Origin of the sequence: Agathobaculum desmolans ATCC 43058 (assembly GCF_000701665.1) — a bacterium.
GTDB classification, from domain to species: Bacteria; Bacillota; Clostridia; order Oscillospirales; family Butyricicoccaceae; genus Agathobaculum; species Agathobaculum desmolans.
Genome location: NZ_JNJN01000002.1, coordinates 37,924 through 54,004, shown reverse-complemented (window position 1 = coordinate 54,004; position 16,081 = coordinate 37,924). Strand labels below are relative to the sequence as shown.

At 58.4% G+C, this 16,081-nt stretch carries 15 protein-coding genes and 1 riboswitch; of the genes, 14 read left to right on the top strand and 1 reads right to left on the bottom strand.

The genetic code is table 11. From position 1 onward, the window contains the following. Window positions 1-3: 3 nt before the first annotated feature. The gene (gene fliW, locus T363_RS0100965) at window positions 4-450 is read left to right on the top strand and encodes a flagellar assembly protein FliW (RefSeq protein ID WP_031472354.1); all 447 of its coding nucleotides are present in this window, start codon (window positions 4-6) and stop codon (window positions 448-450) included. After that, the gene (locus tag T363_RS0100960; protein WP_031472353.1) at window positions 444-689 is read left to right on the top strand and encodes a carbon storage regulator; all 246 of its coding nucleotides are present in this window, start codon (window positions 444-446) and stop codon (window positions 687-689) included. The genes fliW and T363_RS0100960 overlap by 7 nt, the downstream gene beginning before the upstream one ends. Before the next feature lie 205 nt (window positions 690-894). Here the strand turns inward: T363_RS0100960 and T363_RS14870 are convergent, their stop codons facing one another. Further along, a complete protein-coding gene (locus tag T363_RS14870; protein ID WP_161645934.1) occupies window positions 895-2,058 on the bottom strand; it encodes a 3D domain-containing protein in 1,164 nt (387 codons plus the stop codon). Between the two features lie 554 nt (window positions 2,059-2,612). Between T363_RS14870 and T363_RS0100945 the strand changes: the two genes are divergently transcribed. The 12 genes from T363_RS0100945 to hemL all read left to right on the top strand — a co-directional run bounded on the left by T363_RS0100945 (window position 2,613) and on the right by hemL (window position 16,053). After that, entirely contained in the window at window positions 2,613-3,920 is a 1,308-nt protein-coding gene (locus T363_RS0100945; protein WP_242840206.1) for a DUF1576 domain-containing protein, read from the top strand. 465 nt (window positions 3,921-4,385) lie between these two features. Beyond that, a riboswitch (cobalamin riboswitch) is annotated at window positions 4,386-4,574 on the top strand. A 132-nt stretch (window positions 4,575-4,706) separates the two neighbouring features. Continuing rightward, window positions 4,707-5,843, top strand: coding sequence for a cobalt-precorrin-5B (C(1))-methyltransferase CbiD (gene cbiD, locus T363_RS0100940; RefSeq protein WP_031472348.1), 1,137 nt, complete (start codon window positions 4,707-4,709; stop codon window positions 5,841-5,843). Beyond that, window positions 5,840-6,532, top strand: coding sequence for a precorrin-2 C(20)-methyltransferase (gene cobI, locus T363_RS0100935; RefSeq protein WP_031472346.1), 693 nt, complete (start codon window positions 5,840-5,842; stop codon window positions 6,530-6,532). Before cbiD ends, cobI begins: the two co-directional genes overlap by 4 nt. Continuing rightward, complete coding sequence (gene cobM / locus T363_RS0100930) at window positions 6,529-7,284, top strand: precorrin-4 C(11)-methyltransferase (protein WP_031472344.1); 756 nt, start codon at window positions 6,529-6,531, stop codon at window positions 7,282-7,284. The genes cobI and cobM overlap by 4 nt, the downstream gene beginning before the upstream one ends. After that, window positions 7,281-8,300 carry a cobalt-precorrin 5A hydrolase gene (locus T363_RS0100925; RefSeq protein WP_034971386.1) on the top strand — a complete coding sequence of 340 codons (1,020 nt, stop codon included), beginning with the start codon at window positions 7,281-7,283 and terminating at the stop codon, window positions 8,298-8,300. The genes cobM and T363_RS0100925 overlap by 4 nt, the downstream gene beginning before the upstream one ends. After that, window positions 8,297-9,496, top strand: coding sequence for a glutamyl-tRNA reductase (gene hemA / locus T363_RS0100920; protein ID WP_051643000.1), 1,200 nt, complete (start codon window positions 8,297-8,299; stop codon window positions 9,494-9,496). Before T363_RS0100925 ends, hemA begins: the two co-directional genes overlap by 4 nt. Beyond that, a complete protein-coding gene (cobJ, locus tag T363_RS0100915; RefSeq protein WP_031472338.1) occupies window positions 9,493-10,221 on the top strand; it encodes a precorrin-3B C(17)-methyltransferase in 729 nt (242 codons plus the stop codon). The genes hemA and cobJ overlap by 4 nt, the downstream gene beginning before the upstream one ends. Then, the gene (gene cobK / locus T363_RS0100910; protein ID WP_031472336.1) at window positions 10,218-11,423 is read left to right on the top strand and encodes a precorrin-6A reductase; all 1,206 of its coding nucleotides are present in this window, start codon (window positions 10,218-10,220) and stop codon (window positions 11,421-11,423) included. The genes cobJ and cobK overlap by 4 nt, the downstream gene beginning before the upstream one ends. Next, on the top strand, window positions 11,420-12,286 hold the full coding sequence (gene hemC / locus T363_RS0100905) for a hydroxymethylbilane synthase (protein WP_031472334.1): 867 nt from the start codon (window positions 11,420-11,422) through the stop codon (window positions 12,284-12,286). The genes cobK and hemC overlap by 4 nt, the downstream gene beginning before the upstream one ends. Next, window positions 12,283-13,779 carry a uroporphyrinogen-III C-methyltransferase gene (gene cobA / locus T363_RS0100900; RefSeq protein WP_031472332.1) on the top strand — a complete coding sequence of 499 codons (1,497 nt, stop codon included), beginning with the start codon at window positions 12,283-12,285 and terminating at the stop codon, window positions 13,777-13,779. Before hemC ends, cobA begins: the two co-directional genes overlap by 4 nt. After that, window positions 13,772-14,758 carry a porphobilinogen synthase gene (hemB, locus tag T363_RS0100895; protein WP_031472330.1) on the top strand — a complete coding sequence of 329 codons (987 nt, stop codon included), beginning with the start codon at window positions 13,772-13,774 and terminating at the stop codon, window positions 14,756-14,758. Before cobA ends, hemB begins: the two co-directional genes overlap by 8 nt. Further along, window positions 14,758-16,053 (top strand): glutamate-1-semialdehyde 2,1-aminomutase, encoded by a 1,296-nt coding sequence (gene hemL, locus T363_RS0100890; RefSeq protein WP_031472328.1) that lies wholly within the window; start codon window positions 14,758-14,760, stop codon window positions 16,051-16,053. The genes hemB and hemL overlap by 1 nt, the downstream gene beginning before the upstream one ends. The last annotated feature ends 28 nt before the right edge of the window (window positions 16,054-16,081 follow it).

The window sequence follows — 16,081 nt, the reverse complement described above, 5'->3', positions numbered from 1 at the left end:
GGAATGAAAATTGAAACCAAATATTTTGGAACAATACAGGTAGACGAGCAAACGCTGCTGTTTTTCCCCAATGGTATTTTCGGTTTTGAACAGGAAAAAAAATTTGTCCTCCTCCCCTTTGCTAAGGAGGAGGACTTCCTGTTATGCCTGCAAAGCGTAGAAACGCCGTCGCTGGCTTTTACTGCGCTGAACCCGTTTATGCTGATGCCAACTTATCAGCCAAAGTTAGCAAAGTCCGAGCTGCTTCAAATGCAGGTGGAGAAGAGCGAGGACTTATGCTATTATACGCTTTGCAGGGTCAATAAGCCGGTGTGGAAGAGCACGGTAAACCTGAGATGCCCCATCGTCCTGAATGACCGGACGAGGCAGGCCTGTCAGGTGATACTGGATGAATATGATATGCAGTGCCCTCTGGAATCAATCGGACGACAGGGGGGAGCGCAGTGCTGATATTACAGCGGAAAGAAGGACAGTCCTTTGTGATCGGCGAGGACATTACAATTACGGTTCAGGAGATCGGGGTAGGGCGTGTCCGCCTGTCAATAGATGCGCCGCGCAACGTGTCGGTTCTGCGGGAGGAACTGATAGCAGCCCGCAGGGAAAATGCGGCCGCTGCAAGGGAGGAGGTTTCGCCCATGCAGCTATTGCAGCTGCTGAAACAGGATAATTCATCCAAGCAGGAGCAATGAATATGGCGGATGGAAAATGACTTGGTCACTGAAAGCATGAATATTCGGATAGATAGCTGCGGCCGGCAGACATTTTCGGGGCATAGGGAATGAGGCAGCCGGATAAAAGCGAATATGTTAAACAGGCAGGGGCCTCGAGCGTAATGCTTTTTCAGACATTGCGTTCGAGGCCCCTGTAATGGATAGCAGGCAAATAATAAGAGAATCAGTTTAATATGTATACTTTGGCTGGACGGACACCAAACTGATCAGCTTCCTCACCGGTCATGAAAAACAGATCGATGCGGTTTTCCTTGATTAAGCCGCCGGTATCCTCGGCAATGCCGGGACCATATGACCAAGATTGGTCACCGCCGTTCGAAACAACATATACGCGGCTGCCTAATGGGATTACACGCGGGTCAACTGCAATGGTACCATATTGCGTGGTTGTGCCGCTGGCAGTGATGAGGCCGCCGTCTTCAATTCGATGGTAGGCGGTTGCAGTTACGTCAATGACGGAAGAATACCGGAACGTTGAACCGTCTGCGGCGGTTATTGTTTTGGAAGCAGTATCATCCTGAATACCGGCGGGGACGGACCAGACTTGCGACCGCCCTGCGGTAGACAGCTGGCCGTCGGAAGAGCCGTTTGCAACAGTGGAGCCGATATCTGTTGTGGTATACCTGCTTGGTTGTGCTGGTGCAGAAGATTCCGCGGCAGATCGTTTTTTGGTTCCTTGTTCTATGATGCAGTTAACAGGAGCAAGGACTTCTTTTTCCAAAACCTTTTCCTTTTCGAACGGGGCACCGTCATGAAGCGTAATACGGTAAGTGACTTCATTTTCGCCATTCTTTCCGTATTGCAGGATGCGCTGTGTTCCGTCCTCCATATCAGAATTTTGGCGGGTTTCAACTTGGAAAGGGATGGCCGCTGTTTCAACTTCAGAGCGATAGCTGACTTCTGTAATGGAGATTTCTGTATTTTCCACCAACCACTTGTCGAGTTCCGGTACTACAATATCGTCCTTGCCCACAGCAATACCAATCTGTTCTAACAGCTCGCCTACGGTGCAGGCCGTAAAGGGGACGGTCATCGTTTGATCCTTGGTCTTGATCTGCGCACTCAGTTCTTGATCCAGTGTGATATACGTGGTATTTCCCTCTCTGCGCTGGGCAATTACCTTTAGGTTTTGGAAGTTTGAAATTTTTTGTGCCTTAGCAATCGTGCCGGGATACAAATGTACGGTTTCATAACGGTTTCCATCGGTCAAAATATATGTATGTGAGGAGAGCTTGACCGCCAGAACAATCAAGCAGAGAATAACACAAAGCAGGAGTAATATAAGAGCGGTGAGAATATTGGAATAGCGTTTCCCAATATCCTGCAAGGCTTCGCGCGTCTGAGGCGGGTGCTCTGGCGAAAACAGTTTCCTTTTTTTCATATATCGTATTCTACTTTCCGGTTTAATGATGTGAGGTCATACGCCTGTAATATATATCGGACGGTTCAAGGCAAAATAAATATATTACCGCAATATAAATATTTGGTGCAGAAAGCAAAAGCAGGATGGATAGATTCGAATGCATCGGCAAGCGCTGAACTGGAATCAGGGGATGTATTGCAAAACTAAAATGATTAGGGCTCGAAATTTCTTGGCAGGTTGGACGTGCCTCTGCTTTGTGATTTCCATAAGCTGTTCCCCTGTTTGTTGGCGTATCACATATTGGTCTCCTCTGCGAATGGCTGCAGAACTTTTTCATTCTGACATACCGCACATTTTCGGCTGCTGCCTCCGCTTGACTTTGTTAGACGCTTTTTGTTACAATAAGTGCATCAATAACAGGCTGCAAAAGCCACATCGGAGGCTAAGCGTCTATGAAAACCGTATCCGACAAACCGAAGCACCGTCAATTTTTTTTTCCCTGTTTATGGGGTTTTACATTGATTCTGTTGTTCACCGGTCTGCTGCTGGACAGTCCGTCCCATATTCTTTGCGGACTGCATACGATTATCTTTACCGAAGATGCGCTGATTACTGATTATGTGCTCGTTGCCGGCGCGGGTGCGGCGCTTGTCAACTCCGCTCTTGTAACAGCTATTTCGATCCTGTTTCTGCAGCACTGTAAAGAAGCGCCGAACGGGCTGACGTTGGTCGTGATTGGGCTGATGTCTGGTTTTTCCCTGTTCGGCAAAAACTTTGTGAATATCTGGCCATTTCTGATCGGTACGCGGCTGTATGCGGCAATGCGGCACGAATCGTTCGGCAAATACCTGCCCACCTCTCTGATGTCGACCGCTCTTGCACCGATCGTCAGTTACTTTGTATTGGATAACGGTGGTGCAGCGCTGCCGATCGGCATTTTAACCGGCATGCTGATTGGGTTCATTATGCCTGCGCTCTCGGCCTATACGTATAAGGTTCAAAACGGCATGAACCTGTACAACGTCGGCTTTGCTTCCGGTCTGCTGGCCTTTCTGATCGTTCCGGTCATCAGTTCTTTCGGCGCTTCTCCCACGACCCGGTACCACTGGGCTACCGACTCTGATCGCATATTCGCGGCCCTGCTCGGTAGTCTTTGCCTGCTGCTGATTATCAGTGGCCTGTTTTGCTGCCGCCGTTCACCCAAACGGGTATGGCTGTCCTACCGCGCACTGCTGCGCACCAGCGGGCGGGCACCAAGCGATTATCTGCGCATGTTTGGACCGGCGCCTGTTTTGGTTAACATCGGCATCAACGGCTTGATTGGTTTGGCGTTTATCATTCTTAGTGGCGGGAACCTCAACGGTCCGACTGCCGGCGGTATTCTGACAATCATGGGCTTTTCCGCCTTCGGCAAGCATGCGAAAAATATCCTGCCGATTATGGGCGGTGTTGTGCTCGGCAGCATGATGATGCAGTGGTCGCTGGCGGATGGCGCAGTGCAGCTCGCCGGTCTGTTCTGCACAACGCTTGCGCCGATCGCCGGTTATTTTGGCTGGTCGTTCGGTGTGCTGGCCGGATTTTTGCACTCTGCGGTCGTACTGCACACCAGTTCACCGGTTGCCGGCATGAATTTATACAATAATGGTTTTTCCGGCGGGTTGGTCGCCATTGTGTTGTATGCGCTTTTGATTGCCATTGTGCAGCACCGCCGTCCGGAGATCCAGAATGAGGACTATTTTGACATTGTAGAAAACGATAATCCTTCGGTGCCGCGCACCGCTTTCCATATGACTGAGCAGGTCGATCAACCAGATGATGCACCATGACCGATTCTATCAGTGCCAATATGCAATCCTTGATAAGCGGTTGCGCAATGCTGCAGCATGAAGGTGGCATCAAAAAATGCACACTGCTCTTAAATGATTTTAGGAAATGATCATTTCGATAAGCGTATCCAAATCAAGGATGTTTAAGGACGGCGTGACTTCGGTCATGCCGTATCTCTTTTTTGGGATTTTTACAAGCGGCTTGGGGTCGGCATCACTATGTTGGATACGGATATGCTTTGGTTTGTGTGATGTCTGCGTATTTGTTTGCCGTTTCGATGAAGCATTTGCGGTTTTCTCCCTGCTTTTTACGCACTTTAATATCCCATGTGCTTGGCAGCTCTGCAAATCAATAGCCGGGAACGCGCGGTATGGCGTATACGGTGCGGGAAATCGACGAAACCGATGCAGCCGCGTTGACAGTACGCTGTGACGTGCTATAATAAAATAGCTTTATTTGAATTTTGGATTCGAATATCAAAAGGTGCCTGCCTGTCCGGGGTGGGAGAATAGGGAAAGGGGTGAGATTCCCCTGCGGTCCCGCCGCTGTAAGGGAAGAGCACATGGTTCGATATGTCACTGGGGGTATCCGGGAAGACTAACCGTGTGTGCAGACACCCGAGCCAGAATACCTGCCTTTTGGATAGAAAGCGCATGCGGCTGCGAGGAATGGCCGGTGGATGGACAGCCTGTTTTTCGGGAAGGGGGAAATGGGCTGTCGGCGCCGGTCCGTTGCGTAAAATGCGTGCGGATACGGCGCTTTTTTAGAAAGGGGATATCCACGGCATGGATCAGAATACGATCATCTATCAGGGGGGACGGGCGTTGCGCCGCGGATGGACAACCGGCACCTGCGCCGCAGCGGCAGCACAGGCGGCAGCACAGATGCTGCTGACCGGAGTGGTGCCGCCTGCTGTCCGGCTGACAACCCCGGCGGGTTTAACCTTTACTTTGCCGGTGGATGAGGCGCACTGGGAAACGGATGCCGCCGTTTGCGCGGTTCGTAAGTACGCTGGCGATGACCCGGATGTGACCGATGGCATACGTATTTTTGCCGCGGTGTGCCGCATGGAAAAGGGCATTGTTATACAGGGCGGTGCAGGGATCGGCGTGGTGACAATGCCCGGACTGTCTGTTCCGGTGGGAGAGCCTGCGATCAATCCGGGGCCGCAGCGGCAAATCACCGATGCAGTGATGCAGGTGTGCCGTGCAGCAGCGTATACGGGCGGTCTGATTATTACCCTGTCGGCCGAGCACGGAGAGGAGATTGCACAGCAAACCTATAATGCGCATCTCGGAATCGTGGGCGGCATCTCGATTTTGGGAACGAGCGGCGTGGTCGAACCCATGAGCGAAAAGGCACTGACAGACACCATCCGGCTGGAATTGGATTGCCGATATGCGCAGGGACAGCGGGTTGCGTTTTTATGTCCGGGAAACTACGGTGCAGATTTTGCACGCAATGCACTGGGGTTGGATTTGGAAAAAGCGGTGAAATGTTCGAATTATGTTGGAGAAGCGCTCGATCATGCGGCCTGCCGTGGGTTTACGGAGATATTGCTGATCGGACATGCGGGTAAGCTGGTAAAAATAGCCGCTGGTGTGATGAATACACATTCTGCTGTGGCAGATGGCAGAAAGGAGATATTTACCGCCTATGCGGCGCTGTGCGGGGCCGAGTATGAACTGCTGGAAGCATTGATGCAAGCTATTTCTGTGGATGCTTGCGTGGCGCTGCTGGATCGTGCCGGGCTGCGGCAGCCGGTGCTTGACCGCATTGGTACGGCAGTCAGCAGACGGTTGGCGCAGCGGCTGCGTGGACAGGTACAGGCAGAATTTATCATGTTTACGGGACAATACGGCGTGCTGGCGCAGTCGCCGGGTGCACGGAAATTATGTGAAAGACTAAAGGGGTCTATATGAAACAGGGAAAACTGTACGGAGTTGGGGTAGGGCCGGGCGATCCGGAACTGATGACCGCTAAGGCTATTCGTGTGATCCGGGAAAGTGCGGTGATCGCAGCGCCGCAGGCGGATACCGGCGGCCAGACCGCACTTGCCATTGCGGCGGCCTATATCGGCGGCAAGCCGGTGCTGCACTGCGAAATGCCTATGACGCGTGACCGCGCAGTACGCGATGCCTGCCACCTGCAGGCGGCAGATGCGATTTGTGCACAGTTGGATGCCGGGCGGGATGTTGCCTTGCTGACATTGGGTGATCCCACTGTATATTCCAGCTGCTGGTATGTACTGCGCCGTGTCGCCGCGCGCGGATATGCAACCGAACTGGTGCCCGGCGTACCGTCCTTTTGTGCAGCAGCGGCGGCACTTGGCCGTGCGCTGTGTGAGGATGGCGAAATGCTGCACATCATTCCGGCAACGCATGGTGCGGTGGAGGAAGCGCTCGATCTGCCCGGCAGCAAAGTATTGATGAAAGCGGGACGGTCGGTGCTGGCAGTGCGGGATGCGCTGGCGGCGCGTGGTGCGTTGGAACAGGCTGCATTGATCGAGCGATGCGGTATGGACGGTGAGAGAATCGTGACCGACTTGTCTGCGTTGGATCGGCCCGCAGGATATTTTTCACTGATTTTGGTTAAGGAGGAGCGGGAATGATCTATTTTGTCGGCGCAGGTTCGGGTGCGCCTGATTTGATCACGGTGCGCGGCGCACGTTTGCTGGGCGAGGCTGATGTAATCGTTTACGCAGGTTCATTAGTCAATCCGGCGCTGCTGGCATACAAAAAGGCGGATTGTACGGTATATGACAGCGCGAAGATGACGCTCGAGGAGGTCATCGCGGTGATGGCGCCGGCAGCGCGGGCAGGGCAGACGGTTGTGCGCCTGCACACAGGCGACCCGTGTGTGTACGGCGCACACAGGGAACAGATGGATGCGCTCGATAAGCTGGGGCTTCCGTATGAGGTTTGCCCGGGCGTATCTTCCTTCTGCGGTGCGGCGGCGGCGCTTAAGGCGGAGTATACGCTGCCGAACGTCAGCCAGACGGTCATCCTGACCCGTATGGAAGGGCGCACGCCCGTGCCGGAAAAAGAGAAGATTGAATCGCTGGCCGCCCATGGGGCGACGATGGTTCTATTTCTTTCGGCCGGTATGCTGGAGGAGCTTTCGGCTCGCCTGATTGCGGGCGGCTATGCGCCGGAAACGCCTGCCGCCATTGTTTATAAAGCAACGTGGCCGGATGAAAAGGTCGTCCGTACCACAGTGGCAGAGCTGCCTGCCGCCGCCGCGCGCGAAGGCGTCACCAAAACTGCGCTGATTACGGTGGGCGGTTTTCTGGGCGGTGGATATGAGCGGAGCTGCTTATATGATCCTGCGTTTACCACCGGTTTCCGTGAGGCAAGCCGATGAACCGAGCAAAGCTGGTTTCCTTCACGGCGGTCGGTGCACAGACGGCGGCGCGTGCGGCTGCGCTTCTGTCGGATTTTGTATGCGAACGATACGCCCGTACGGTTGACCCGTCTCTGGCGGGTACGGAATTGACGCGCTTTGCCCAGCAGGCGATGGTGGACTGTGATCTGATTGTATTTGTCGGCGCGGCTGGCATTGCGGTGCGCGCGGTTGCACCGTATCTGGTAGGTAAGGCGTTTGATCCTGCGGTGATCGTGATGGACGAGGCGGGCAAATTTGTGATTCCGATTCTGTCCGGACATCTGGGCGGCGCAAACGCGCTGGCGCAGCGGCTGGCGGCCGGTTTGGGCGCGCAGGCCGTTGTAACAACTGCAACCGATGGGCGCGGCGTGTTTGCGGTGGATACATGGGCAAAGGAAAACGGCTGCGCGGTGTTGGAACCGGAGCAGATAAAATATATATCGGGTGCGCTGCTGCGCGGCGAAACAGTCGGCCTGCGGTCTGCATTTCCGGTAGAGGGACGGCTGCCGCCGCACATCAGTATGGATGCGACCGCGGAAAGCGGGTTTTGCATCGGGTATGATACAGCGGCGCAGCCCTTCGCGCATACGCTGCATCTTGTGCCGCGCGTTGTGCATCTTGGCGTGGGCTGCCGCCATCTTGTCCCGCCGGAGAAAATAGAGGCGGCGGTGCAGGCGGTGCTGCAAAGCGCGGGCATACCGCTTTCGGCGGTATGCGCGGTCGGAACGGTCGATATCAAGCGGGATGAACCGGGACTTTTGGCGTTTTGTCAAAAATACGGCCTGCCGCTGCATGTTTTTGCCGCCGCCGAACTGGCTGCGGCAAAAGGAACGTTTACGGCGTCTGATTTTGTACAGCGGACGGTTGGCGTGGATAATGTGTGCGAGCGGGCGGCGGTATTATCATCGGACGGCGGGCGGCTGATTTGTCGCAAAACTGCGCGTGACGGTGTGACGGCTGCATTGGCTGAACAAAGCTGGAGGGCTGTATTTTGAATCTTTGGATGGTGGGCGTGGATTTTGCGCATGCGCCGCTGGCGCTGCGCGAGCCGGTTTGCTTTACACGCGGGCAGGTGCAGGCGCTGCTGCCGCGCATCGCTGCGGCGCGGGGCGTTGCAGCCTGTGTGCTGCTGGCAACCTGCAACCGCACCGAACTGTATATCCATGGGGCGGAACATACCGAAATGGACGTGCTTGCCGTGCTGGCGCAGGCGGCGGATTTTGACGCGGACATTTACCGCGCCGTGAGCGTTGGGCGCAGCGGAAATGCGGCGGTGCATCACCTGATGTCCGTGGCCGCCGGTATGGAGAGTCAGATTTTCGGGGATGACCAGATCGTTTCCCAGGTGCGGGAAGCCGCCGCGTTGGCGCGGGAGGCGGGGACGATGGACGCGGTGCTCGATACGCTCTTTCGCCGTGCGGTAACAGCAGGCAAGCGTGTGCGCACGGAGACGCGGCTGACCGGTGTGCCCGCTTCTGCTGCCGCGGCAGGCGTGCGGCGGGCGGAGACGTTTTTCGGTACGCTGCGGGAGAAAAAAGCCATTGTCATCGGCAACGGAGAGATGGGGCGGCTGGCGGCTGCAGCACTGCATGCGCGGGGGGCTGCCGTGACGGTTACGCTCCGCACCTACCGGCACGGCGAAACAGTTGTTCCGTCCGGCTGCGCGGCGTGGCCGTATGATCGCCGGTATGAGGTGATGGACGGTGCGGATCTTGTGGTTTCAGCTACGGCCAGCCCGCATTTTACGGTGACGGCGTCCGCCGTCGCCGCCATGCACAGGCCGCCGGCGCTGCTGGTTGATTTGGCGCTGCCGCGCGATATTGAGCAGACTGCGGCTTTGTGCGGACCGACCGTTTGGAATCTGGACGATTTGGGCGATCTGGGCGAGCACAATACGGCTGAACGCGCGGCAGCTGCGCAGATCATAAAGGAAGAACAGGCAGAATGGAACGAATGGCATGCCTACCGGCAGTCGCTGCCTGTGATTGCGCAGATCAAGGATGCGGCTCTTGACCGCCTGCGGTATGACCATGCCTATAACAGTCTGCATGAGGATGCCGATTTGGATGGTCTGGCCGCGCTGGCCGTGCATAAAACGGTTGACCTGCTGCTGGGCGGCATGAAGGATATTGTCATCCCGGAGCGGCTGGAAGCCTGCCTTGCGCACATGAAAAGGGGGAGCGGAAAATGAAACTGTATTGCATCGGCATTGGGCCGGGCGGCGAGGAGCAGATGACGCAGCGTGCTGTGCGCGCGCTGGAACAGTGCGACTGCGTTGCCGGCTACGGGCTGTATCTGACATTGATCGACGGTCTGCTCCGCGGCAAGGAGCGCATCCAGACCGGTATGACGCGCGAGGTAGACCGCTGTCTGGCCGCGCGGGATGCGGCGCTTTCCGGCAAAACCGTGGCGGTCGTGTCCTCGGGCGATGCGGGCGTATACGGTATGGCAGGACTGCTGCTTGAGGTGTGTGCGCCGTATCCGGAACTTGAGGTCGAAGTCATTCCGGGCGTGACGGCCGCCTGTGCGGGCGGTGCGGTGCTTGGCGCACCACTGACGTGTGATTTTGCCTGTGTGTCGCTTTCCGATCTGCTGACGCCGTGGGAGGTTATCGAAAAGCGGCTGCGCGGGGCGGCGATGGGGGATTTCTGCATCGCCCTGTACAATCCCGCGAGCAAAAAACGCACGGATCACTTGCGCCGTGCGTGTGACATCCTGCTCGAGCTTTTGCCGTCGGAAACCGTGTGCGGCACAGTGCGCTGCATCGGGCGGGAAGGGGAGTCGTATTCCCTGACGACGCTTGGCGCATTGCGGGAAACGGCGGTCGATATGCTGACAACGGTGTTCGTCGGCAATTCGCGCACGCAGGTGATCGGCGGGCGCATGGTCACGCCCCGTGGGTACCGCGGCGTATGAAACTTGTGATTTTTTCCGGCACGAGCGAAGGCCATGCGCTGTGCCGTTATGTTTCCGCCTGCGGCGGACAGGCCGCAGCCTATGTGGCAACGGAGTATGGCGCGGCGGTGATGGAGCCGCTTTCCGGCATTACCGTACACGAGGGACGGTTGGATACGGCGGATATGACTGCACTGCTGGATGCGGATACGCTGCTCGTCGATGCGACCCACCCCTATGCTGCGGCTGTGACGGATAATCTTCGTGCTGCCTGCGCGCAAACCGGCGCGGAATATGCGCGTCTGCTGCGCCCCGCGCAGCAGGCGGACGGCGTAGTGACCGTGCCCGATGCCGCGGCGGCTGCCGCGTGGTTGAACGCACATCCGGGCAGGGTGCTGCTGACCACCGGCAGCAAGGAGCTGGACGCTTACACGGCGGTGGACGGGTATCGGGAGCGGTTGTATGTGCGTGTGCTGCCCAGTGTACCCGTGCTGCAAAAATGCGAGGAACTGGGTTTGACGGGCGCACATCTGCTTGCCATGCAGGGGCCGTTTTCGCACGAGATGAACGCAGCCCTGCTGCGGCAGGTGCAGGCGGATATTCTGGTCACCAAGGACACGGGCAAGGCCGGCGGCTTTGCCGAAAAGCTGACGGCGGCGCGGGAGACGGGCGCGGCGGTGCTGGTGATTGCCCGTCCGCGCGGGGAACAGGGCCGCACGCTCGAAGAAATGCAGGGCTTTCTTGCCGCGCAGTTCGGCTGGGTGCAGCCCGCACCCGAACAGGCGAAGCAAACGCCCCGCTTTCCGCTGTTTGTATCTCTGTCGGGCAAAAAATGCGTGGTGTTTGGCGCGGGGCGCATTGCCGCGCGCCGGGCGGAGGTGCTGCGCCGGTTTGGCGCGCAGGTGCGTGTGATCGCACCGGAGAGCCGGTCTGATCTTGTACCGGATGTACGGCGCGGCTATGAGAAAAGCGATCTTTCGGGGGCTTTTCTGGCAGTCGCGGCAACGGATGACCGGAATGTTAACCGGCAGATTACGCAGGACTGTGCTGCATGCGGGATTCTGTGTTCGGCGGCGGATTGCGCTGCGGAATCCACATTTTTCTTTCCCGCGGTATGCGAGGGAAGCGGCCTGATTGCCGGGGTGGTATCCGACGGCTCGGCGCATCGGAAAACAGCGGCGGCGGCAAACCGCATCCGCGCGGTATTGGAGGCGATGGAATGATCCGAATCGGCAGCAGAGACAGCCGCCTTGCCATCCGGCAGGCGGAGGAAGTGATGCGCGCGCTCGGGCCGGACTGCACGCTGGTTACGATGAAAACCACGGGCGATATGGTGCTGGACCGGACGCTCGATCAGGTAGGCGGCAAGGGGCTGTTTGTCAGGGAACTGGATCGTGCGCTGGCAGAGGGCGCGGTCGATTTGACGGTACACAGCCTGAAAGATGTGCCGATGGAGCAGCCTGACGGTTTGCCGCTGGTGGCTTTTCCTGCGCGGGAGGACGCGCGGGACGCGCTGGTGCTGCCCGAAAACGGCATATGGGATAAATCCCGCCCGATCGGCTGCTCCTCTGCCCGGCGGCGGGTGCAGCTGGGTGAGCTGTTCCCGGAGATGGACGTACAGCCAGTGCGCGGCAACGTGCAGACCCGACTGGCCAAGCTGGAGCGCGGGGAATACGGCGCGCTTGTGCTGGCGGCGGCTGGTTTGCACCGGTTGGGGCTGCAAAACCGCATCAGCCGGTATTTTTCACCGGATGAGATGCTGCCGGCGGCCGGGCAGGGCATCCTTGCGGTGCAGGGCCGCGCGGGCGAACTGACCGAATGTACAAGACTGCTGGATGACCGGGATGCGCATGACTGTGCGCTGGCCGAGCGCGGTTTTATCAAAACGCTGGGCGGCGGCTGTTTTGCACCGGCGGCGGCCTATGCGGAAGTGCGGCAGGACTGCCTTCACCTGCGGGGGCTGTATGTGACGGCAGATGAAAAAACGCTTGTGCGCGGGGCGCTGACAGGGGCGCGGCAGGATGCCGCCGCGCTCGGGCGCACGCTCGCCCTACAGCTGAAAGGACAGGCGGAGGGCATGCTATGACGGGAATGGTTACGTTGGTCGGCGCAGGCCCGGGCAGCAGGGCGCTGCTGACGCTGGCGGGCGCGGAGGCGATCCGCCGTGCGGATGTGGTTGTGTATGACCGGCTGGTGGACACGGATATTTTGACGCTGATCCCCTGCGGCGCGGAACGCATCGACGTGGGCAAGCGCGCCGGCGTGCATCCCGTACCGCAGGAGGAGATCAACGCGATTCTGGTACGGCTGGCGCAGGCGGGGAAAAATACCGTCCGTCTTAAGGGCGGGGACTGCTACCTGTTTGGCCGCGGCGGGGAGGAATGTGAATACCTGCATGCCCACGGCGTACCGTTCCGCGTCATCCCGGGGGTAACAAGCGCGCTTGCTGCACCGGCTTTTGCCGGTATCCCCGTAACGCATCGGGAGTATGGCTCGTCGGTTCACATCATCACTGCGCAGGCGCGGGCGGGCAAAGAGCCGGAGATCGATTATCCCAGTCTGGTGCGGTTGGGCGGCACACTGGTGTTTTTGATGGGGCTTGCCGCCTTGGAGCAGGTGATGGACGGTCTGCTGGCGGCGGGCATGGACCCGCAGATGCCGGCGACGGTCATTGAAAACGGCACGCGCGGCATACAGCGCAAGGTGGTGGATACGGTTTCCGGCCTTGCGGCGCAGGTGCGCACGGAGGGATTGCAAAGTCCGGCGCTGATCGTTGTTGGGCGGGTGTGCGCGTGCAGCAACACGCTTGACTGGTGGACGGGACTGCCGCTGCATGGCAAGCGGATTGCCGTGACCCGTCCGCAGGAGCGGGCGGGCGGCCTGACCGCGCGACTGCGCGCACTCGGCGCGGAAGTGATCGAAGCGCCGTGCATCGCAATCGAACCGGCGGCAGAACTGGAGCCGTTGCGCGCGGCTTTGGAAAACCGGTATGACTGGGCGGCGTTTACCAGTCCGGCAGGCGTTAAGGCGGCAGCCGATGCGCTGCGGCGGCTGGGGCGCGACCTGCGGGCGCTGTATGGGATGCAGCTTGCCGCCATTGGCCGCGGCACCGCAGAGGCGCTGGCCGCATACGGGCTGACAGCCGACCTTATCCCCGCACAGTATGACGGAGCGCATCTGGCGGCGGCGCTCCTTGAGCGGCTGCCGGAAAAGGGCGCCGTACTGCTGCTCCGCGCACGGCAGGGCGGCAAAATACTGCCGGAAGCGCTGCGCCGCGCCGGCATGACCGTGGCAGATGTGCCGGTTTATGACACGGTGTACCGCTGTGGCAGGACGGATGAGCTGCGCCGCCTGCTGGCGGAGGGTGCGCTCGACTATGTGACTTTTACAAGCGGTTCCACCGTGGAAGGGTTTGTGCGTGCCGTCGGGGATACGGATCTGTCCGATATGACCGCGCTGTGTATTGGCGCACAGACGGAGGAGATTGCCAAACGCTATCAAATGAAAACCATCACCGCAAGTAATGCCGCGATAGACGACATGATTGCGTGTTTATTGGAGGATTGTCACCATGTTTAACGATATTATCCGGCCGCGCCGTCTGCGTACTTCTTTGGGTCTGCGCAAAATGATGCGGGAGACCCGCCTTTCCACGGAAAGCCTGATCTGGCCTATTTTTATTGTGGAGGGCGAAAACATTTATCAGGAGATCCCCTCACTGCCCGGTCAGTACCACTATTCGCCCGACCAGCTCTACCGTGCGGTGGAGCGTGCGCAGGCACACGGCATTTCGCGCCTGATTCTGTTCGGTTTGTCGAAGGAAAAGGACGAAATCGGATCGGGCGCATGGGCAGAGGACGGTGTGGTGCAGCAGGGTCTCCGCCAAATCCGAAAACTTGATCCGGACATGTATCTTATCACCGATGTATGCATGTGCGAATATACCAGCCACGGTCACTGCGGCATTCTGTGCGGGCAGGAGGTAGACAACGACCAAACGCTGCTTCGTCTGGCGGAGATCGCAGTCAGCCACGCCCGCGCAGGCGCGGATATGGTGGCGCCTTCCGATATGATGGACGGACGTGTGGCGGCGATCCGTAAAGCGCTCGATGACAACGGGTTTCAGAATGTTCCCATCATGAGTTATGCGGCCAAATTTGCCTCTTCGTTCTACGGCCCGTTCCGTGATGCGGCGGGCTCTGCGCCTGCCTTTGGCGACCGCCGCTCCTACCAGATGGACTGGCACAACAGCCGGGAGGCCATGCGCGAATGCGCGCTTGATGTGCAGGAGGGCGCGGATATCCTGATGATCAAGCCGGCCATGAGTTATCTGGATCTGGTCTTTCAATGTCGCCAGCGGTTTGATCTGCCGGTTGCGGCTTACGCGGTTTCGGGCGAATACGCAATGATGAAGGCGGCTGCGGCGCAGGGGCTGATTGATGAATACGGCGTGATGTGCGAGTCGGCGGTGTCCATTTTCCGCGCCGGTGCAGATATTCTGATCACCTATTATGCGCCTGAACTCGCAGACGCTATCCGAAAGGGGGATATCGGCTGATGACACAGTCTGAACAGCTTTTTGAGCGGGCACAAAAGGTGCTGCCCGGCGGCGTCAATTCTCCGGTGCGGGCGTTCCGCGCGGTGGGCGGCAAGCCGCGTTTTCTGGTCAAGGGGCTTGGCAGCCATGTGTTGGATGCGGATGGGCTGGAATATATCGACTATGTCGGCTCGTGGGGGCCGATGGTGCTGGGGCACAGCCATCCGGATATTCTGAAAGCGGTATACGACCGCATGGTAAACGGCCTGTCCTTTGGTGCGCCGACCGCTCTGGAGGTTGAGATGGCCGAAAAAATGGTTGCCATGGTGCCGCATATTGAAATGGTGCGCATGGTGAACAGCGGCACGGAGGCGGTGATGAGCGCAGTGCGTCTGGCGCGCGGTGCGACTGGACGGGATAAGATCATCAAATTTGAGGGCTGCTACCACGGACATTCGGACGCGATGCTCGTCGGCGCGGGCAGCGGTGCGCTGACGCAGGGCGAGCCGGACTCCGCCGGTGTGACCCGCGGCGCGGCGCAGGATACCCTGATGGCGCAGTATAACGATGCGGCTTCGGTTGAGCGGCTGTTGGATGCCAATCCGAGCGAGGTGGCAGCGGTCATTGTCGAGCCGGTTGCGGCCAATATGGGTGTGGTGCCGCCGAAAAATGGCTTTTTGCAGCGTCTGCGCGAACTGTGTGACAAGCATGGCGCGCTGCTGATTTTTGACGAGGTCATTACCGGTTTCCGGCTGGCGGCTGGCGGTGCGCAGGAATATTTTGGGGTGCGCGCCGATCTTGTCACCTTTGGCAAAATCATCGGGGGCGGCATGCCGGTCGGCGCGTATGCGGGCAGTCGCGCGCTTATGGAGCAGGTCGCGCCGTGCGGCCCCGTGTATCAGGCGGGCACGCTGTCGGGCAATCCGGTGGCGATGGCGGCCGGACTGGCGCAGCTGCAAATTCTGATCGACCATCCGGAGGTTTACACGGTGATGGAAACATCGGCGCAGTATCTGGCCAACCACCTGCGCACGAGCGCGGCGCAGCATGGGCTGTCGGTGCAGGTCAATCAGGTGGGATCGCTGCTGTGCCCGTATTTTACGGAAATGCCGGTGGACTGCTTTGCCGCCGCCAAAACCAGCGATACTGCGGCCTATGCCGCATACTTTAACGGAATGCTGTTGCGCGGCGTATATCTGGTGCCCAGCCAGTTTGAGGCGATGTTTGTCTCTTCTGCCCATACGCAGAACGACCTTGCATTTACCGCACAGGCTGCGGATGAGGTGCTGGCAGGTTTGGCGCAGCGTAAGGGATAAGTTTGCAAGGCGGCAAGGGCATGGAAAG